The following is an 18,401-nucleotide window of genomic DNA, read 5'->3' on the forward strand; positions in this document are numbered from 1 at the left end:
GGTTCGTTTGCGGGTAGTTCTTCCTTCATTTCCTCTTGCACAGTTGCCGAGCGCCTCAATGGATCAGATATACGCAGTCGTACTGTCGTACAAACGCAAGGATTTGCTTAAACGCTGCCTGGACGGAATAAACGCCCAAAGCCGACGATGCGACGGCATCATCGTGGTCGATAACGCTAGCAATGACGGGACCGAAGAGATGCTACTCGCGTCCGGGATCCCGAATCTCAAGGTCTACATCCTGTCTCACAACACCGGCGCATCGGGCGGCTTCAGCGCCGGGTTCCGAATTGCCTATCAGCAGGGTGCCGACTTTGTCTGGATGATGGATGACGATGTCATACCGGAGCCGGACGCCCTGCAAAAGCTAGTAGACGCCGATGAGGCACTGCGAGCGAAAGCCAAACCACATTCGTTCCTGATCTCGATGGCCTATACCGAGGAAGGGTTGCTAACCAACGTGCCTCGGATCGACGAGCGTCCCAATACGATCGACTATGAAAATTGGCCGGCGCTGTTGGACATCGGCGTGATTCCGGTGCGACCAGCGACGTTCGTCTCGATCCTGGTGCCCAGGGCGTCGCTGCAGCGTTACGGTTTGCCTATCGCGTCAATGTTCATGTGGGGCGACGACACCGAGTTCACCTTGCGCATCAGCCAGGACACGCCGGGGTACCTGGTGGCGGCGAGCAAGGTCCTGCATATGCGCCGGGTCAGCGGTGTGATTGACATCCTTCGAGAGACCGATCCGAACCGCGTCGCGCTGCATCGACATCTGGTGCGCAACGAGCTGTTCGTAGCGCGTCGTTACTTCCGCAAGCGCCGCGTGCTGGGCTTGCTCATCTCGCGGCTCGGGCTGGTGGTGCAGATGCTGCACCGCCGTCAGTTCGCCAAGGCCCGCATTGTGATGAATGGCCTGCTCGAAAGCGTTCGCTTTTTCCCCGAACCGGAAGCCGCTGACGCGCCGGTTGAGGCGCTGGGTGTCACCGTGCGCGAGGCGATCCCGAAAACGCCAAGCGGAACGTCGCCGGGCCCTGGCACACCGTGCGTTGATGATCGTGCGGCACCGACCACCGCAGGGGCGAAACCCGCGGGGCCGGACAACATTTCATCGCAACGATCCAGCTTAGGTCGATCGAACATGCGGGTTCTGGTCTGCGGTGCGGGCGGCCAGGTGGGTCATTGTCTGGTAAATCAGGCCGCCAGCTTTGGGCTGGATGCGATCGGGCTGCTGCATAAAGAGCTGGATATCACCTCGCCGGACCAGATACGTCAGGCCATCGAGCGGTACCGGCCGGCAGTGATCATCAATGCCGCGGCGTACACTAACCTCGATCACGCCGAAGCGGAGGTGGCACATGCTCGGGCGGTGAATCGCGACGGCGCAGCCAATCTGGCACAGGCGGCCAATCACTTTGGTATTCCACTGTTTCACCTTTCCAGCGAATACGTATTTGCGGGTGACAGCTCGGTGCCCTACCGCGAAACGGACCCGGCCCTGCCAATCTGCGTGTATGGCGAGACCCGACGGGCAGGGGAGGTCGCCATCACCGAAACCCTGGATCGCTACCTGATACTGCGCACCAGCTGGATCTACGGCGAGCACGGCAACAATTTCGTCAAATCGATGCTCAACCTCGGCAGCAAGACGGATGAGGTGTCGGTCGTCAGTGATCAGATCGGCTGCCCGACCCGGTCACGCAGCGTCGCCCGGGTACTGATCGAACTTGCGCTGCGGTACTGCCGCGACGGTGATCTCGAGTGGGGTCTTTACCATTACAGCGGGTCCTCACCGTGCTCATGGGCTGAATTTGCCGTTGAGATCTTTAAGGAAGCCGAGCAGGCCGGCCTCATCGCTCAGGCACCACGGGTGCTTCCCGTCACGAGCGGCAGCTTACCTCGGGCGGCGGCGCGGCCCGCGTGGTCCGTGCTCGACTGCAACCGGATGGAACAGGTGTTCGGCATCAAGCCCAAACCATGGCGTGAGGAATTGCGTCATGTCATTCGACAGATGAACGACCGACCCTGGGCGCCTGTGGGACCGGCGCATAGCCGTGTGCCGTTCCGGAGCTATCCGCAAGGCGAAGAGCGAGGCTTGGGCTGTTTCGAGGTAACGCAAGCAGCAAGCCAACAATGAGTCCGATCAGGCGGAAACCTTTTCCAAATGTTACGGTCTGATTTCACGTCAAAAATGAATGGAATTCTGTGATGGACGATTCGGCTGTTAGACGAGTGGGTGTTTCAGGCACAGGGATGATCTCGCATTGTTTCGTTCGCTTGATCATGAATCACTACAAGGATGTTCAGATCACGCGGGTTCTGACCCGGAGGAAGCTCGAAACGCTAAGTGATTTCCCGCTACCGGGCGCACTTACCAACTCCATCGATGAGCTCATCGCACACGCCGACATCATCGTCGAGTGCACTGGCGACGTGTTCTTCGGTACGGAGGTGATCGAGCGCGCGTTTGAAGCCGGGCTGCCTGTCGTGACAGTCAACGCGGAGCTGCAGGTCACCACAGGGTCCTACTTGGCGGGGAAGGGCTTGCTGACCGAAGCCGAAGGCGATCAGCCTGGCTCACTGGCGGCACTGCGTGAGGATGCGCTGCACATGGGCTTTCAGCCGCTTGTGTACGGCAACATGAAGGGTTACCTGAACCACAACCCGAGCCGTGAAGACATGGCCTATTGGTCAAAACGCCAGGGCATCAGCATCGATCAAACCACCTCATTCACCGATGGGACCAAGGTGCAGATCGAGCAGGTGGTGGTAGGGAACGGATTCGGCGCCACCATTTCACGACGTGGCCTGGAAGGCATCGCGTCGACCGACCTGAACCGCAGCGGCAATATCCTCGGTTTGATTGCCGACGGTATTGGCCAGCCCATCGTGGATTACGTGATACCTGATGGCTATCCGGCGGGTGGGGTTTTTCTGGTGTGTCGCCACGACGAGGTTCAAGCGCCAGCGATCGACTATTTCAAACTGGGAGCCGGACCGTATTACGTGCTGACGCGTCCGTTCCACCTGTGCTCGCTTGAAGTCGGCAAGACGGTGCGACGGGTGCTGGCGGGTGGCGGGGTTCTGCTGAATAACTCGGTCGAACCCACGCTGGGTGTCGCGGCGATCGCCAAGCGTGACCTGAAAGCCGGAGAGGTGGTCGAACGGGGTATTGGCGGCTTCGATGTTCGCGGAGAAGCGGTGCGTCTCGCCGACGAGCTCGATCATGTGCCCATCGGGCTGCTGCGGCACACAGTGCTCAAGCGGGCGGTCACCCCAGGTCAGATGATTACGTTCGACGATATCGAGATACAGCCTAGCCGGGTCCTGGATATCGTGCTCCAACAGCGCGAGAAAGTAAGACACCAAGTCACGGCATGCACCCAATCACATCCAGTTCTGCAGCGAGCAGTCAAATGAAGAAAATACGGGACGAGGCGGAAGTCTGGGCCGACGGTTACGGTTTCGTTGAGTTCCGGCGAACCGGCACTGGTCTCGTACCGTATCACCACGAAACACGGTCACCTTCACCACCCACGGATTCTGTCGTTTCGAGAAACGACAAGCTGACTGCCCGGAAGGCGCGGTACCTGTTCCTGGCTTGACGCACAGCGGCGGTAGCGCCTCCCTGCTTTAACGGGGTAACGGCTCGCCAGGGATGGAGGCGGTTACACCCGTTTCACAGAGCGCTGTCCAGATATTGCGTGCGATCCGAACAACCGCACCGCCAAAGCTGGCGGCTTCGTTCTGGGCATCCTGCTCGTTTTCAAACATCGCCAATACGCTGCCGTAGGAGTAAACGACGCCCCATTGGCCAGCGTCTTCGCTGTCTATTTTCATTGTGTCCATCGATGTTCTTTCCTGAGCTGAGCTGAGCTGCGCTGCGATGTGGCGGGATTTCGACGCATAGATAGCACGACGTCAAAATAACGACAATCGCCGTTCGGCGGCTATCACGGCCCGTCCACGCCAACGCTGGCGCCTACGGCTCTGCGGTGAAGCTTGATCGTTGTAAAGCCGACAAGCTGTTGTCTTCCGATGCCGCAGGCTCGCGTCAGCAACGCCATCAGCGCGCCGCTTCGGCTGCCTGGTCAGCTCGGCTCAGACCTTCGTGTTCGTTTCGCTCGGGTGCTGTTCATGCCCCATAGGCGTGGAATCGGGGAGGGTAACCTCTGGCTCGGCAAAGTCGGGGCTATGGACTTCAGAGTCGAGCGGCATATGGCTGTAGCGCTGCTTGTCTTGAAGGTTCTGCTGTGCGTGCGAACGCGAGTGCGATGGCTCGGTCTCGGTCAGGATGCGCTTGGCTTCACAGCGACCACTGATGCCGCGAGCCAAGGCCATGCCACCCATGGCCAGCTGTAGCAGCCCGCTCACGCCGCCGCGGCGCAAGCCCTTGCCCAGCAGCACTAGCCCGCCGGCGACAGAGGCGGTGCGCTCCCAGCCGTGGACATTCTGAGGAGTGGTGTTATTGAAAAGTCTGTTCATGGTGCTTTCCTTCAGCTCAGCGTCGTAGAGATCAATTTCGGAGCACAACGCAGGGCGCGTCTCGTTGCGCATAGGTTTCGGCACCATTGCGCAGTGATTCGTTCTAACGGAAGGATGAATGGCAACGGCGTCAATGGATTCGGCTGCACGCCAGTTATTGGGCTTGACAGTCGGACAGGGCTCCCGCAGATTTCGCTAAACGTAATTTGATTACGCAAAAAAATAATAGAGCGCTTCGAAGACGGAGCGCGACCTTGCACCAGCTCTGGCAATGACTATGGATCTTCCTACCGACTACCGCTTCATCTCATCTGGCCGCACCCGAAGCGCATCGCTGCGCCAGGTGCTGAAAGGGCGAGTCTCGGTAAAGCGGGATCCCTGCTTCCACGGAGCGTTCCAACACCGTAGCGAGTGGCTGGGATGAAAATTCTCGGCTTTCGCCTGACCCTCGGCGATCACCTGGGACGCAGTGTCCGGGGAATTTCCTGTGCGCCGCCGAGTTGACAGCTACCCACGTCAATCTCATCAACGCACCGTTATTTCCAAGGAGCCGATCATGGCCGACCTATTTGAAAACCCCATGGGCCTCATGGGCTTTGAATTCATCGAATTCGCCTCGCCAACGCCAAACGTCATCGAGCCTGTGCTCGAGAGCATGGGCTTCACACATGTTGCCAACCACCGGTCCAAAGACGTCGCGCTCTACCGCCAGGGCGAAATCAACGCCATCGTCAATCGCGAGACGAGCGGCATCCCGGCGTACTTCGCGGCTGAGCATGGTCCGTCGGTGTGCGGCATGGCGTTTCGTGTCAAAGACGCGCAGAAAGCCTACGCCCGGGCACTGGAGCTCGGCGCGCAAGCGATGGAGCTTCCCACTGGGCCCATGGAGTTGCGTCTGCCAGCGATCAAGGGCATTGGCGGCGCACCGCTGTATCTGATTGACCGTTTCGGCGAAGGCAGCTCGATCTACGACATCGACTTCGTGTTCCTGGAGGGCGTCGACCGCCATCCAGTCGGAGCCGGCCTCAAAATCATCGACCACCTGACGCACAACGTGTATCGCGGCCGCATGGCGTACTGGGCGGACTTCTACGAGAAGCTGTTCAACTTCCGCGAGATCCGCTACTTCGACATTAAGGGCGAATACACCGGCCTGACCTCGAAAGCCATGACTGCGCCGGACGGCATGATCCGCATCCCGCTCAACGAAGAGTCCTCGAAGGGTGCCGGGCAGATCGAGGAATTCCTCATGCAGTTCAACGGCGAGGGCATTCAGCACGTCGCGTTCCTCACCGACAACCTGATCGAAACCTGGGACAAGCTGAAGGCGAGCGGCACGGTATTCATGACCGCACCGCCGGAGACCTATTACGAAATGCTCGAAGGTCGGCTGCCCAACCATGGTGAGCCAGTCGAAGAATTGAAGTCGCGGGGCATTCTGCTGGACGGTGCGGTAGAAGATGGCGAGCAACGCCTGCTGTTGCAGATCTTCTCCGGCACGCTACTGGGGCCCGTGTTCTTCGAGTTCATCCAGCGCAAGGGCGACAGTGGCTTCGGCGAGGGCAACTTCAAGGCGCTGTTCGAATCCATCGAGCGCGATCAGATCCAGCGTGGGGTGTTGAGCACCGCTGAGTGATCGGCCGGAAGTCAGCCGGGCCTGGCTCGGCTGACTTCCAACCTCGCTGCGAATCCGCAGTGTTGGACTCCCAATCCCGGCTACTGGCCTTGAACGACCGTTGCGCTGTTGTTCATTCCGTTCTGCAAGATCGTCGCAACGTTTGTTGGAGAGCCTTGGGTGGTGAGGTTCTGGGTGAGCGACGCGAAGTTAGCGGTCCCGATCTGTGAGATGGTGCCGATGTCGCCTTCTCCCCACCAGCCGCCCTGGCGGGCTTCAATCACGTTATCCGAGCCGTCTTGGACAAGCTCCAGGACATTGACATCACCGGTTTGATCGATGTCCACCCGGTTGTTGTCCCCATTGGACGTGCCCGTAATCGACGTATTGCGTCCACTTTGATCGACCGTGAGCTGGTTGCCTGTTCCGCTCTGCGCAAAGTCCAGCACGCTCCATGCGCCTGTCGCGTCGATTTCCGCCTCGTTCGCGGCGCCACTCTGAGTCAGGTTCACGTCACCGCCGGAATAGCGACCTGCGTCGGTTTGACGAACATCCGCTACGTTCGCGTCCCCTGTCTGGGTGATTGAGGTGCTGGCACCGAATGGCCATGCGGTTTGATGCAGGTTCAGCGTGTTATTTGTGCCTGTCTGACTTATCTCAGCGCTCGCGCCGCCTTCCTGAATGACGGCCGCCTGATTACCCGTACCGCTTTGAGAACCCAGGAAGCTATTCACACGCACTGATTGCTCGAGCGTGAGTGTGTTTCGGTCGCCGTCCTGGGTGATCGAAGCCGCGTGCCAGGCATCATCGCCCTGAAGCACTACCGCGGTGTTGTAGCCTCCAACCTGGTCGATCGTGGCGCTATGGTTGCCGCTGTATTCCTCGTAGCTGTTGTACTGATAGACCCTCTGGTAGTTACCTTCGCCTTGTTGATTCGAGCGGATGGTGCTGCCTTGTCCCGATTGATCGATGCTGATCTCGTTATCGGAACCCCCCTGGGAAACGGTGATGCCGAGCGAGTCACCCGCCTGACTGGCCGTTAGCGTGTTTGCCGTTCCGAACTGTTCGGTCGTGATGTAGCTGTCAGCAGCCTGTGTTTGCCCGATGGCTACAAGCGAAACGGCGATGGCGAGAAACGAGCGAATGAACATGGCGATGAGTCCTTTCAGTGAAGAAGGAACCGAGTTTTCGCCAAATGGCTGCGCTGGGAATGCATCGAACGATTGATTCACCGCCTTACGGACTACCGCTCGGCGGCTAGCTGAGCGGTGCGCTTCGTCGCCTCGCTGGGATGTGGCGATCACCCATCCGCGTCGGTTGGTTTGAAGGGTTCTCGCGCGACGCTCAACTTGCGCATGAGCCCCCGATTTTTGTTGTGATGACCCTGCATGCGCCTGAGCAGGTCGCTGAGGGTGCGGATCGTTTCCAGAATGTGTGGTCCTTTGTTGAGCATGACGCATTCGGCGCGAACGCCCATGGCGGCATCGGTGATCTCGGCACGCGAGGGGGCACCTTTCTTGGCGAGGGTTTCCAGCACTTGCGTAGCCCACACGACTGGAACATGGGCGGCTTCGCACAGGCAGAGAATCTCTTCCTGAACCTCTGCCAGCCGCTCGAAGCCGGTTTCCACCGCCAGGTCGCCACGCGCGATCATCACGCCGAAGCGCTGGAACCTCATGCCGGCTAGAAGCATCGCGGGCAGGTTTTCGAACCCTTTGCGCGTTTCGATCTTGAGCACAACGCCTATGTCGTCCGCGCCAAGCTGCGTGAGATGGTCGGCCAAGGCGTTTACGTCTTCGACTGTATTCGCGAACGACAACTCGATGACGTCGGCGTGGGCCACGGCGACCCGGATGGCATCCCGATCTTCGTCAGTCAGTGCAGCAAGCTGTAGATCCGTTTCCGGCACGTTGATGCCCTTGGCGCTGCGTAGCTTGGCGCGTCCGCTGGCATGCGCAACATGCTCGATGAGGATCTGCAGGTGATCGTCTGCCACCGCTTCGATACGACCGCCGATCTTTCCGTCATCGAACCAGATGGGTTGCTCGCTTCGCGCGTCCCGGAACAGTTCAGGGACGTCACAGGCAATCGATGCGGGCGTCGTGACTGTGCCGCTGGCGTCGCGCTGAGCGGGTCGTCCCATACCGTGTCGTTCAAGGATGAGGGTTTCGCCTTCCGCCAGCTCCAGGTAAGGCTCGCCAGGCGGCACAGCGATGATTCGCGCTTTCGAGGTCTTTTTGCCCCTGGCTTTGATCTTGGTTCCGGGTGTCAGGTAAGCGGTTTTTTCAAGCTCTGCCCAACAGCCATCGGCGGCGCATTCAATAACCCTGAGTGTTCGCTTGGCCCCGCGGGCATCACGGAGCCGCAGCTTGGTTCCTTTGCCCAGTGTCGAGAACCATTCCTCAGGTAATTCAATCCATGGTGATTGTTCCTCCGCCGGTGCGTGCTTGCTCGATGTCAACCACAGACGCGCCGGCTGCGTCACGCAGCCGAATTCGTCTCGCTCCGGTTTGACTTTCAGCACCGCTGGCCCCGAGTCGATGTCGCCTGTCCGCAACTTCGGTCCCGCCAGGTCCATGACGACTTTGCAGTGGCGACCCAGCTCGGCGGAGCCGCGGCGAACGTGCTCGACCATCCGCCGCCAGCTGTCCGCATCATCATGGGCGCAATTGATCCTCGCGCAATCCATGCCCTGGGCAATCAGGTCTCGAACGAAGGGTGCATCACTCGCAGCCTGTTCAGGCAGCGTGACCATGATCCTCACCGGGCGCTCTTCCGGCTTCGGTCCGAGCAGCGCTTCTGTATGTACCCGGAGCAACTCGCGGCCGCGGGCCAGATCAGGGAGTCCTTCCGGCTGGGGCGGCTGTTTCTGGTCAACCAGGCTGCTCAAGGCAGCCATCACGCGTGTAACGGCACTCAGCGTATGTGCTTCGCAACCGGCAAGAGAAGACAGGCCCAGTTCAGCCAGTTTTGGCTGCAACGGCCGCAACTCGTGGCGTCTCAGGCACAGGTAGGCGAGTAGATTTTCAGCGCTTTCACGGTAGGAAGGGTGCAACTGCAAGCCGTCCGGCAGGCTTGTGCAATTGCCTTCCAGCATCTGATGTTGTAGATCCTGCAGCGCCCGCAAGAGGGCTGCTGCATCGGGAACAGGTTCGAGATCGGATGGTGGCGTTTGAATGTCGGTACGAGGCATGGTGGTCTCCAGAAGTCAGCGCGCCGTCCCTAAGCAGGCAGATCAGAGACCGATGGCAGAGCGCGCGGTTTCGGTGACCTGACCGAAGGCGTCGGCGTTCGGCGATAAACAGCGCCGGCACCTCCCGGGCAGCCGCTTTTTCGACTATGACTGGTAATCACGCATCAGACGCCGATAGGGGGCATTCAGCATGGAGCGATACACGGGCGGCTGCCTGTGCGGCGCCATCCGACTCGTCGCAACGGGTCATCCTTACCGGGTCGGTCTTTGCCACTGCCTGGACTGTCGCAAGCACCATGGGGCTGTGTTCTACGCGGCGGCGGTGTTCCCTCAGGAGGCGGTGGCCGTCACGGGTGAAACGCGCGACTACGCCGGCCGGTTCTTCTGCCCGTGCTGTGGCTCGTCAGTTTTTGCACGCAGCGCAGACGAAATCGAAGTACACCTTGGCGCACTGGATGCGCCCGACCAGCTGACGCCTACCTATGAATGTTGGACCGAACGACGCGAGGGCTGGCTGCCACCCTTTGCGCTTAGTCAGTACAGACATGACCGCGACGCCACGGGACGGTCCGAGGATTTGGCCCCGGACGGTCTGCCTAGGACGGAACCTCCGCCCCCATCCGCGCGCTGATGCGGCGTGTCACCTGCAGTAAGCGTTGCGCTTCGGCGCCGTCGGGGTCGGCCATGAAGCCGGGCTCAGCGCCAACCACCGTGATGACGCCCATCAAGCCTTGCTGAGCGCCGAAAAGCGGTGCGGACAAGGCATTGACGCCCGCCATCAGCAGGCCATGCACGGGTTGGATATGGGTGCGCTGCAGCTCGCTCATCGTCGCGAGCAAGCGCTCAGAGGAGGGGGCCGATGGCAGCTGCATTTCGGCTTCACGCAGCTGGGCGGTTTCGGCGTTGGGCATGAAGGCGTTGAACACCAGTCCGGTAGACGAGCCCAGCAACGGCAGCACCGAGCCCACTTGCGTGACCAGCGTGACGGCCCGTACGGCCTGCTCCACATGCACGACTGCCGGGCCTTTGTTACCCCAGACCGCGAGAAAACAGGTCTCGTTGAGTTCGTCGCGCAGTTGCGCCAGATGGGGCGTCGCCAGCTTGACCACATCCAGCCGCCCGAGCGCTGCCAGCCCCACGAACAGTGCGGCGCGACCGAGACCGTAGTGGTTGGTCAGCGGGTCCTGTTCGGCGAAGCCGCTGGCCATCAATGCCTGCAGATAGCGATGCACCTTGCTGGCCGGCATGCCGACGTGCTCGGCCAGGCGTGACAGCGAGGTGGCGGGTGCCAGTTCGGCCAGCGCTGTGAGGATGTCCGTTCCCACTTCGGCCGCTTGTACCTTCTGCCGCCGAGGCGCTGTGTCCGCGTTGCTGTCTGTCATGAGTACGACTGCCTGCCAATGAGGCGCTGTTTATAACTTGACGCTGGTAGGAGTTCAAATTACTTTTTGCGTAACGAGATTACGCAAATCGAGAGACGGCCATGCTCATCCAAGAACAAGATTCCCAGGCTTATCGATACCAATCCGGCTTCGGCAATGAATTCAGCAGCGAGGCGCTCCCCGGCGCATTGCCGGTGGGGCAGAACTCACCGCAAAAGGTGCCCTATGGCCTGTATACGGAGCTGCTGTCGGGCACTGCGTTTACCGTTGCCCGTAGCGAAGCGCGACGGACCTGGCTGTACCGCATTCGACCATCAGCCAGTCATGGCCAATACCAGAGGATGGACCGTCAGCTGGCCAGCCAGTTGGGTGCCGTCACGCCGAATCGTTTGCGCTGGAATCCAATGCCGATACCCCAGGTCGCGACCGATTTCGTGGATGGCCTGATGTGCGTGGCAGCCAACAGCGAGCCAGGCCAGCCGGGCGGCGCGAGCATTTACCGCTATGCGGCGAACCAGTCGATGGAGCGGGTGTTCTTCAATGCCGATGGTGAGCTGTTGGTCGTGCCGCAGCAGGGCACGTTGAAGCTGGTCACTGAATTGGGCGTGCTAGTGGTCGCGCCGTTGGAGATCGCGGTCATCCCGCGCGGCATGCGGTTTCGTGTCGAACTGATCGGTGAAAACGCCAGCGGGTACGTCTGCGAGAACCATGGTTGTGCGCTGCGCCTGCCGGACCTGGGTCCAATCGGCAGTAATGGGCTGGCCAATCCGCGGGACTTTCTGGCCCCGGTCGCGCAGTTCGAGGAGCGCGACGAGCCGGTGCAGTTAGTGCAGAAATTTCTTGGCGAGTTGTGGGCGACCGAACTGGATCATTCACCGCTCGACGTCGTTGCCTGGCACGGTAATAACGTCCCGTACAAATACGACCTGCGCCGCTTCAACACCATCGGCACCGTCAGTTTCGATCATCCCGATCCGTCGATTTTCACCGTGCTGACGTCGCCCAGCGCGGTTCACGGGATGGCCAATATCGACTTCGTGATCTTCCCGCCACGCTGGATGGTGGCGGAAAACACCTTCCGTCCGCCGTGGTTCCACCGCAACCTGATGAACGAATTCATGGGGCTCATTGCCGGCGCCTACGACGCCAAGGCCGACGGCTTCTCGCCGGGGGGCGCCTCGCTGCACAACTGCATGAGCGCTCACGGACCGGATCACGTGTCGACTGAACAGGCGATCAACGCCGAACTCAAACCGCACAAGATCGAGAACACCATGGCCTTCATGTTCGAAACCGGCCAGGTGCTCCGTCCAACGCGCCAGGCGCTGGAAAGCTCGCAGCTGCAGGCCGACTACGACGCCTGCTGGGCCGGCCTGACCAAGACATTCGACAAGAACGAGAAATGACATGACCGTACAACAAGAGCAACGCAGCTGGGTCGAGTCGGCCAATGGCCACTCGGATTTTTCCCTCGCCAATTTGCCGCTGGGCGTGTTCAGCCGTGACGGCGACCAGCCACGCGGTGGCGTCGCCATTGGCGATTACATTCTGGACTTGCGCGCCGCCTGCGAAGCCGGCGTGTTCGACGGCCAGGCGCTGGAAGCGGCGAAAGCGGCCAGCGTCAGCAGCCTCAACAGCTTCTTTGCTCTCGGAGCGCCTGCGCGCAAAGCGCTGCGCGGCGCGCTGATAGATTTGCTTGCCGAGGGCAGCGCGCAGCGTGAGCGGCTGCAAGGCATGGGTGAGTCGTTGCTGCAGCCCATGGACCGCTGCCAGATGCATCTGCCAGCCAAGGTGGGCGACTACACCGACTTTTATGTTGGCATCCATCACGCCAACAACGTCGGCAAGCTGTTCCGTCCGGATAATCCGCTGCTGCCGAACTACAAGTACGTGCCCATCGGTTATCACGGACGTGCGTCGACGGTCGATGTTTCGGGTGCGACAGTGAAGCGTCCCAACGGCCAGACCATGCCGCCGGGCGCGACCGAGCCGAGCTTTGGCCCGAGCAAGCGGCTCGACCATGAACTCGAACTGGGCATCTGGATCGGGCCAGGCAACGCGCGTGGCGAGTCGATCCCAATCCGTGAAGCCAGCAGCCATGTCGCCGGTTTCTGCCTGCTCAACGATTGGTCTGCACGTGATCTGCAAGCCTGGGAATATCAGCCGCTTGGCCCGTTTCTCTCGAAGAGCTTCGCCACCAGCGTCTCGCCATGGGTGGTAACGCCGGAAGCACTGGAGCCGTTCCGTTGCGCGCAGCCCGCGCGTGCCGAAGGCGATCCGCAGCCGCTGCCGTATCTCTTCGATCAGCAGGACCAGCAGCAGGGCGCGCTGGATATCGAACTTGAAGTGCTGCTGTTGACTGCGGCCATGCGCGACAAGGGCCAGCCCGAGCAGCGCATCGCCTTGAGTAGCACGAAGAACATGTACTGGACCGTGGCGCAGATGGTCGCGCACCACAGCGTCAACGGCTGCAGCCTGCAACCCGGCGATCTGTTCGGCTCCGGCACCCTGTCTGGTAACAGCGCTGACAGCCTCGGTAGCCTGCTGGAAATCACCCAGGGCGGGAAGCTGCCTTTGGAACTGCCCAGCGGCGAGACCCGCACCTTTCTGCAAGATGGAGACGAGATCATTCTCAAGGCGCGTTGCCGTCGGGACGGGCAGGCGTCCATCGGCTTTGGCGAGTGTCGCGGACGCGTGATGCCGGCTTAGCGGCGAGCGTGGTGAGCAAAAAGCCCGGGCATGTGCAGACAGCCCGGGCTTTTCCTTTCATGGACCATCAATCAGGGCACCTTGGCGGTTTCCAGCGACGGTGACGGTACAGGCGCGATTGCCGTGTCACGCATCTGTTCGGCCAGGGCTGCGGTGAATTCCCGGACCACGGACCACCGCATGTGTACCGCGTCGACAAAGGAGGTCACCGGCGTGCTCCAGTCTTTGTCGGCGTTCCAGTAGGTGCCACCAGTGGCGTTGAGGGTTTCCATGATTCGCTTATCGAAGTCGGCCAGGAAGGTACCGTCCGGATCGTACCTTTCCTTCCACTCTGGATGCAGCGGCGTGGAGACGACCATCAGCTCCCGACCTTCCTGCGCCAGGCGCGCGCTCATGCCGCGCAATGCCTCAAAGCAGCTGGCATCCAACGGGTCCGGGCGGCCATACAGCAGCTCACGGGTATTGGCGGTATCCAGCGGGCCATCGCCGAAGCGATTGAACACCAGTGGGTCCCACTCGATTTCTCCGGCGCGCTGAGCTTTGACCGTCAGGGCGTTGCGTGCCAACGACTTCGGCGAGAAGTAACGCATGTAGTGGCCCCACGGCGAGGCGTTTTCGTAAACGTAGGGATCGACGTGCTCACGGTTGAACACGGCGGAGGGCACACGCCAGCAACCGGCGAAATCCTGCGGATCGGCAATCATCACCACGCTCTGAATGCTCGGCTGGCGGTCGAGCAGCCAGTGCGCTACGTAGGTCGACTGATTGGCGAACAACCCGCAGAACGCGCCGTTCATAGGGCGCACCTCTGGCAATGCCTCGGTCAGCACGTTGCCATCCACGTGGCGCCAGGCCACGGATGAGCCGATGATCAGCAGATTCGGCGAATGGATCGGGTTGTCGCGCATGAAGCTCAGCTTTTCATCGGCGCAGGAGATATTGGAGAACGCCGGTGGCGGCAGGTTGCCGGTTCGGTCCAGCGCGAACAGCGTCAGGCAGAATATCGCCAGCGCACCGAACAGCCCGGCAAACAGCGACAGCAGATACCGCGAACGCACCCGGCCTGGCACGCTGGCCGCGCTGGTTGCTTCCTTATCGGCATGGCTCCCGTCCCTGGGTACATCTGCTGTCTGGATCATGATTTATTTTCCCTCCAGCTTGGCGCTGATGACCTGGGCGAAATGGCCGACGTTGCGCAGCGACTCGAGCTCCGCCGTCCGAAACTTGATGCCGAAGCGCTGTTCGGCGGCGACCGTGAGCATGACGTGGGTCTGGCTATCCCAGCCCTCGATGTCGTTGGCGGTCATGTCCGGGGAAAGCACGATGCTGTCGTCGTCGAACACATCGTGGAAAACCGGGGTGAGCTGCTTGAGTACTTCTGCTTCGGTCATGCCAATACCTCGATGAAGTGGCGGGGCGTGCGGGGGGAGCTGAGTTCGTAGCGCCAGAAGGTCGCGTCTGGTTCACCGTCAGAGAGCGCCGGATGCTGAACGAAGCCCAGCCGCGGGTAATGCTCGGCCACCATGCTGTTACGTTCGGTTGGCCGGTACTCACCGATCAGTGCGCGGTAGCCGGCAGCGGTGGCCGCGGCTGCCAGCACCTCGAGTACAGCGTCTTCGACCTGACGACCCAGCACGCGGCAGCTCATTAGCCAGCTGTCGATCAGCAGCTCGTCCTTGGCGACGGCTGAATCCGGGCGCGCCAGGACGACGCTGATCAGGCCGTTGTCACCAAACTTGTCGGCCAGTCGGATTGCCAGTGCCACCGCCGCCGGGTCGCTGGCGATGCGCTCGACTTCCGCCTCGCTGTAACGGCGCGTGGTGAGGTTGAACTGGTTGGTCTTGTTGATCAGCTGCGTGCTGCGGGCCAGTTCGGCGGCGCCGATCGGGGTGGCGGTCAGTACCATCTCCAGACCGCGCAAATAGCCTTCCATGTCGGTAGCCTGGGTCATCGCCGCTTTGCGCTCGGCATTCAAGGCGTAGTTGCGCCCGCGGGTGGCGTCGTCGGAGGTGAAGGAGACGGCTTCGAAGTAGCCGGCGGCGGCAACGCGTGCCGGGTAGTCGGCCACGTCATCTGGCAGTTCCGGCACCGCGACTTCCGGCAGCTCGCGCCGCACGATGTCGCGTTCGGCCGGGTTGTCATCGACGAACACCAGGCTGTCGAGGCCGATGTCCAGCATCGAGGCGATACGCCGCAGGTTGCCGGCCTTGTCTTCCCAGTTGGCCACGAAGGCGGCAATGTCGCTGCGCTTGAGCGCCATTTCGGGATGATTGAATGCCGCTTCGGCCACGCTTAGGTCATTCTTGCTGCACACCGCGAGGATGATGCCGCGGCGCGCCAGCTGTGCGGCGTAGCGCTGGAAGGCGAGGAAGGCTTCGCCACTGGGCGAGCCCTGGCCGAGGTGGATGCCGTCGACGCCATCGTCACCGACTACGCCGCCCCACAGCGTGTTGTCCAGATCCAGCACCAGGCATTTGCGCGACAGACCGATGCTGGCGGCGGCGATGCGAGCCAGTTGGTCGCCATACAGCGGCGCCAGGTTCGGGCTGACCAATTGCTTGGCCTGATGCCAGCGCACCGGTTCGGCCAGACCGTCGCCATAATTGCCTCGGGCGGCTTCCCAGGCTAGGTCCATCAGCAGCACGCCGTCTTCACGGGCTGCGGCACGAATGGCCGCATTGAGACGATCGATGAGTGCGTAGGGTGAAGCCGGAACCAGCGCTTCGAATGAACCAAAAATCGGTGGGTCGGCGGGCACGATGGTTTGCTGGACGACTTGGGCCGCGTAGCGCTCGCGCGCCCGGCGCCACAGCAGGCGCAATTCCTCGACCCGTTCGGCGACTGCGGCATCCACGTCTGCCTGCGATGCCTCGAGCGGCAGCTGCAGAGGCGCATCGCGTGCATCCAGCGCCAGGACGATCAGTTGCGGGGCGAAGCTAGCGAGTTCGGGATCATCCATTAGCAAGGCCTGGCGGTACATGCCATAGGGCGCGACGTGCACCGAGAGCGCCAGCCGGCGTTGCAGGCCCGCGACGCGAATGGCCGGCACCAGATGATCCACGGTATGCGACGACAGCAGGGCGATGCGCAACGGCCGCAGCCCGCTGCGGTTAGTTTCGCCGTTTGCCAGCGCGCGTAAGCCTTCGCTTGCAAGCCGGTCCAGCCGGGTCGTGAGTGTAAAGTCGCGGCGGTAGCCGGCCAGCATCGCCGCCAAATCCAGACGAGCGAAGGGGTCGGCTTCGCGCTTGGCCTCGCCGATGGCGCTGCCAAGATCAGGGTGTTGCGCTAACCAGAGAAGCTGATCCATTTAGCATGTCACTCCTTGTTATTGAACGGTTAGAACTGGAAGTAGAGAAACTCGGTAGGCGCCACGGAGAACGCCACGGCCAGGGCGAAGAAGCCCAGCACGCCGATGGCCAGGCCGATGACCGGCGTCGGGCTCCACACGGCAATCGGGAACCAGCGCAGCAGCCAGTTTTCGCGTGGCTGGGCGTCCAGGGCCGTACGGAAGCCCGCCATCCATTGCTGCACGTTGGGCATCATCCAGACGAAGGCGAGCAGTATGGCGACGGTGAGGTAGTCGGATTTATCGAAGTCGGTGTGCAACTCGCTCAAGCCTGCCATGCCCGTCAGCATGGCCATTGCCGCCGTCAGACTGTTGGCACGGAAGAACACCATTGCCACGACTACACAGAGGAAGGTCAACAGGACCGCGCCGGCGTGGTGCCAGAGCTTGTCGCTGTCCAACGGCAACCCTCGTCGCGCCTTGTAGGCACGGAAGCCGTGGGCGACGACCAGATAGAACCCGTGCAACAGACCGAACGCCACGAACTGCCAGCCTGCACCGTGCCAGACGCCCGAGATGAACATGGTCAATACCGTGGGGTAGGCGATCAGCACGACAAAGGTCCCGAGGCTCATCTTGCCTCGCCGAGGCAACGGCTTGCCGGCGGCCATCCGCTTGCGGGTGATGCGCATGACGATGGGGTTGTAGATGTAAGCGGTGAGAAAGCGCGTGAGCGTCATGTGCCAGCGCGACCAATAGTCGATGACGTTGTGCGCCTTGAACGGGCTGTTGAAGTTCACCGGCAAGCGCAGGCCGAACAGCAATCCCAGGCCGATTGCCATGTCGCTGTAGCCGGAGAAATCGAAGTAGATCTGCAGCGTATAGCTGAGCGCGCCGTACCAGGCGTCGTACAGCGACGGCACCGTTCCACTGGCGGCGACCGCGAAGATCGGCGAGGCGTTTTCTCCCAGCGGGTCGGCGAGGATCACCTTCTTGAACAGGCCCAGCACGAAGACGGTCAGGCCCAGCGAGATATTGTCGATCCGCGGGCGGAAGGTGCTGCTGTCGTTGAACTGCTTGAGCATCTCGCCGTGGTGGGTGATGGGGCCGGCAATCAACTGTGGGAAGAAACTGATGAACAGGCAGTAATTGACGAAGTCATGCTCGTCGACCTCGCCGTCGTGCGCGTCGACCAGATAAGCGATCTGCTGGAATGTGAAAAACGAAATCGCCAGCGGCAGGATGATGTCGTCCACGGACCAACCCAGGCCGAAGGCGTTATCGAGCGTGCCGAAGAGAAAGCCGGTGTACTTGTAATAAGCGAGCAGTCCGACGTTCGCAGCGACGCCGAGCACCAACACCGATCGAGAAGGCCGACGCATCAAGTAACCGCCGACCAGGTAGTTGCCGACCATGCTGCCGATCAGAAGCGGAACGTAAGCGGGGTTCCACCAACCGTAGAACACCAGTGACGCCAACGTTAGCCAGATGGCCGCGTAGCGTTGTCTGCCGGTACCTGCGAGAAGAATGAAGCCAAGAAGAACGACCGGGAGAAACCCGGCGATAAACACCATGGAGTTGAAGAGCATCGTCCTTTTCCCTATCCCTGACCATCCACCGCCGTTCTGCGACCAGAACCGCCGCTTCCCGGAAAACCGCGGCGTCCCGATAACTATCAATCGGTGCGTTCGCGGAAAACTCCTCAAGTGTTCACTGCATGCCTAAATGAGT

Annotated in this window: 15 protein-coding genes; 6 read left to right on the forward strand and 9 right to left on the reverse strand. The window is 61.2% G+C overall.

The features are described 5' to 3' along the window. Window positions 1-58: 58 nt before the first annotated feature. Both rfbD and K4O48_RS09165 read left to right on the forward strand, forming a co-directional pair. The gene (gene rfbD / locus K4O48_RS09160; RefSeq protein ID WP_222911699.1) at window positions 59-2,137 is read left to right on the forward strand and encodes a dTDP-4-dehydrorhamnose reductase; all 2,079 of its coding nucleotides are present in this window, start codon (window positions 59-61) and stop codon (window positions 2,135-2,137) included. Between the two features lie 116 nt (window positions 2,138-2,253). Then, window positions 2,254-3,420, forward strand: a complete 1,167-nt coding sequence (locus tag K4O48_RS09165; protein ID WP_222912048.1) for an NAD(P)-dependent oxidoreductase — start codon at window positions 2,254-2,256, stop codon at window positions 3,418-3,420. A 213-nt stretch (window positions 3,421-3,633) separates the two neighbouring features. Here K4O48_RS09165 and K4O48_RS09170 read toward each other — a convergent pair whose 3' ends face one another. Continuing rightward, entirely contained in the window at window positions 3,634-3,849 is a 216-nt protein-coding gene (locus tag K4O48_RS09170; protein WP_222911700.1) for a hypothetical protein, read from the reverse strand. Window positions 3,850-4,101: 252 nt separating this feature from the next. Next, entirely contained in the window at window positions 4,102-4,485 is a 384-nt protein-coding gene (locus tag K4O48_RS09175; RefSeq protein WP_222911701.1) for a YgaP-like transmembrane domain, read from the reverse strand. 556 nt (window positions 4,486-5,041) lie between these two features. Here K4O48_RS09175 and hppD point away from each other — a divergent pair. After that, complete coding sequence (gene hppD, locus K4O48_RS09180) at window positions 5,042-6,121, forward strand: 4-hydroxyphenylpyruvate dioxygenase (protein ID WP_222911702.1); 1,080 nt, start codon at window positions 5,042-5,044, stop codon at window positions 6,119-6,121. Between the two features lie 80 nt (window positions 6,122-6,201). Here hppD and K4O48_RS09185 read toward each other — a convergent pair whose 3' ends face one another. Both K4O48_RS09185 and K4O48_RS09190 read right to left on the reverse strand, forming a co-directional pair. Beyond that, a complete protein-coding gene (locus K4O48_RS09185; protein ID WP_222911703.1) occupies window positions 6,202-7,332 on the reverse strand; it encodes a hypothetical protein in 1,131 nt (376 codons plus the stop codon). A gap of 68 nt (window positions 7,333-7,400) precedes the next feature. Then, window positions 7,401-9,293, reverse strand: coding sequence for a pyruvate kinase (locus K4O48_RS09190; protein WP_222911704.1), 1,893 nt, complete (start codon window positions 9,291-9,293; stop codon window positions 7,401-7,403). Window positions 9,294-9,483: 190 nt separating this feature from the next. Between K4O48_RS09190 and K4O48_RS09195 the strand changes: the two genes are divergently transcribed. Then, on the forward strand, window positions 9,484-9,924 hold the full coding sequence (locus tag K4O48_RS09195; protein WP_222911705.1) for a GFA family protein: 441 nt from the start codon (window positions 9,484-9,486) through the stop codon (window positions 9,922-9,924). Here K4O48_RS09195 and K4O48_RS09200 read toward each other — a convergent pair. Then, window positions 9,890-10,675: an IclR family transcriptional regulator gene (locus K4O48_RS09200; RefSeq protein ID WP_222911706.1), complete on the reverse strand. Its 786-nt coding sequence runs from the start codon at window positions 10,673-10,675 to the stop codon at window positions 9,890-9,892. The genes K4O48_RS09195 and K4O48_RS09200 overlap by 35 nt on opposite strands. Before the next feature lie 101 nt (window positions 10,676-10,776). Between K4O48_RS09200 and hmgA the strand changes: the two genes are divergently transcribed. Then, window positions 10,777-12,081 (forward strand): homogentisate 1,2-dioxygenase, encoded by a 1,305-nt coding sequence (gene hmgA / locus K4O48_RS09205; protein WP_222911707.1) that lies wholly within the window; start codon window positions 10,777-10,779, stop codon window positions 12,079-12,081. A 1-nt stretch (window position 12,082) separates the two neighbouring features. Continuing rightward, window positions 12,083-13,384: a fumarylacetoacetase gene (gene fahA, locus K4O48_RS09210; protein WP_222911708.1), complete on the forward strand. Its 1,302-nt coding sequence runs from the start codon at window positions 12,083-12,085 to the stop codon at window positions 13,382-13,384. 71 nt (window positions 13,385-13,455) lie between these two features. Here the strand turns inward: fahA and K4O48_RS09215 are convergent, their stop codons facing one another. The 4 genes from K4O48_RS09215 to K4O48_RS09230 are packed head-to-tail and all read right to left on the reverse strand — an operon-like array spanning window position 13,456 to window position 18,259. Further along, window positions 13,456-14,523 (reverse strand): hypothetical protein, encoded by a 1,068-nt coding sequence (locus tag K4O48_RS09215; RefSeq protein WP_260523719.1) that lies wholly within the window; start codon window positions 14,521-14,523, stop codon window positions 13,456-13,458. A gap of 3 nt (window positions 14,524-14,526) precedes the next feature. Next, complete coding sequence (locus K4O48_RS09220; RefSeq protein WP_073299672.1) at window positions 14,527-14,775, reverse strand: acyl carrier protein; 249 nt, start codon at window positions 14,773-14,775, stop codon at window positions 14,527-14,529. Then, on the reverse strand, window positions 14,772-16,691 hold the full coding sequence (locus tag K4O48_RS09225) for an HAD-IIIC family phosphatase (protein ID WP_222911709.1): 1,920 nt from the start codon (window positions 16,689-16,691) through the stop codon (window positions 14,772-14,774). The genes K4O48_RS09220 and K4O48_RS09225 overlap by 4 nt, the downstream gene beginning before the upstream one ends. A gap of 29 nt (window positions 16,692-16,720) precedes the next feature. After that, the gene (locus K4O48_RS09230; protein WP_222911710.1) at window positions 16,721-18,259 is read right to left on the reverse strand and encodes an MBOAT family O-acyltransferase; all 1,539 of its coding nucleotides are present in this window, start codon (window positions 18,257-18,259) and stop codon (window positions 16,721-16,723) included. Window positions 18,260-18,401: the final 142 nt, after the last annotated feature.

The sequence above is a fragment of the Pseudomonas sp. DNDY-54 genome (assembly GCF_019880365.1).
Classification (GTDB): domain Bacteria; phylum Pseudomonadota; class Gammaproteobacteria; order Pseudomonadales; family Pseudomonadaceae; genus Stutzerimonas; species Stutzerimonas stutzeri_P.

Bases quoted from the DNA above. Each gene is read 5' to 3' on its own strand.
- rfbD (WP_222911699.1), top strand. From the start codon at position 59: ATGGATCAGATATACGCAGTCGTACTGTCGTACAAACGCAAGGATTTG.
- K4O48_RS09165 (WP_222912048.1), top strand. From the start codon at position 2,254: ATGATCTCGCATTGTTTCGTTCGCTTGATCATGAATCACTACAAGGAT.
- K4O48_RS09170 (WP_222911700.1), bottom strand. From the start codon at position 3,849: ATGGACACAATGAAAATAGACAGCGAAGACGCTGGCCAATGGGGCGTC.
- K4O48_RS09175 (WP_222911701.1), bottom strand. From the start codon at position 4,485: ATGAACAGACTTTTCAATAACACCACTCCTCAGAATGTCCACGGCTGG.
- hppD (WP_222911702.1), top strand. From the start codon at position 5,042: ATGGCCGACCTATTTGAAAACCCCATGGGCCTCATGGGCTTTGAATTC.
- K4O48_RS09190 (WP_222911704.1), bottom strand. From the start codon at position 9,293: ATGCCTCGTACCGACATTCAAACGCCACCATCCGATCTCGAACCTGTT.
- K4O48_RS09195 (WP_222911705.1), top strand. From the start codon at position 9,484: ATGGAGCGATACACGGGCGGCTGCCTGTGCGGCGCCATCCGACTCGTC.
- K4O48_RS09200 (WP_222911706.1), bottom strand. From the start codon at position 10,675: ATGACAGACAGCAACGCGGACACAGCGCCTCGGCGGCAGAAGGTACAA.
- hmgA (WP_222911707.1), top strand. From the start codon at position 10,777: ATGCTCATCCAAGAACAAGATTCCCAGGCTTATCGATACCAATCCGGC.
- fahA (WP_222911708.1), top strand. From the start codon at position 12,083: ATGACCGTACAACAAGAGCAACGCAGCTGGGTCGAGTCGGCCAATGGC.
- K4O48_RS09215 (WP_260523719.1), bottom strand. From the start codon at position 14,523: ATGATCCAGACAGCAGATGTACCCAGGGACGGGAGCCATGCCGATAAG.
- K4O48_RS09220 (WP_073299672.1), bottom strand. From the start codon at position 14,775: ATGACCGAAGCAGAAGTACTCAAGCAGCTCACCCCGGTTTTCCACGAT.
- K4O48_RS09225 (WP_222911709.1), bottom strand. From the start codon at position 16,691: ATGGATCAGCTTCTCTGGTTAGCGCAACACCCTGATCTTGGCAGCGCC.
- K4O48_RS09230 (WP_222911710.1), bottom strand. From the start codon at position 18,259: ATGCTCTTCAACTCCATGGTGTTTATCGCCGGGTTTCTCCCGGTCGTT.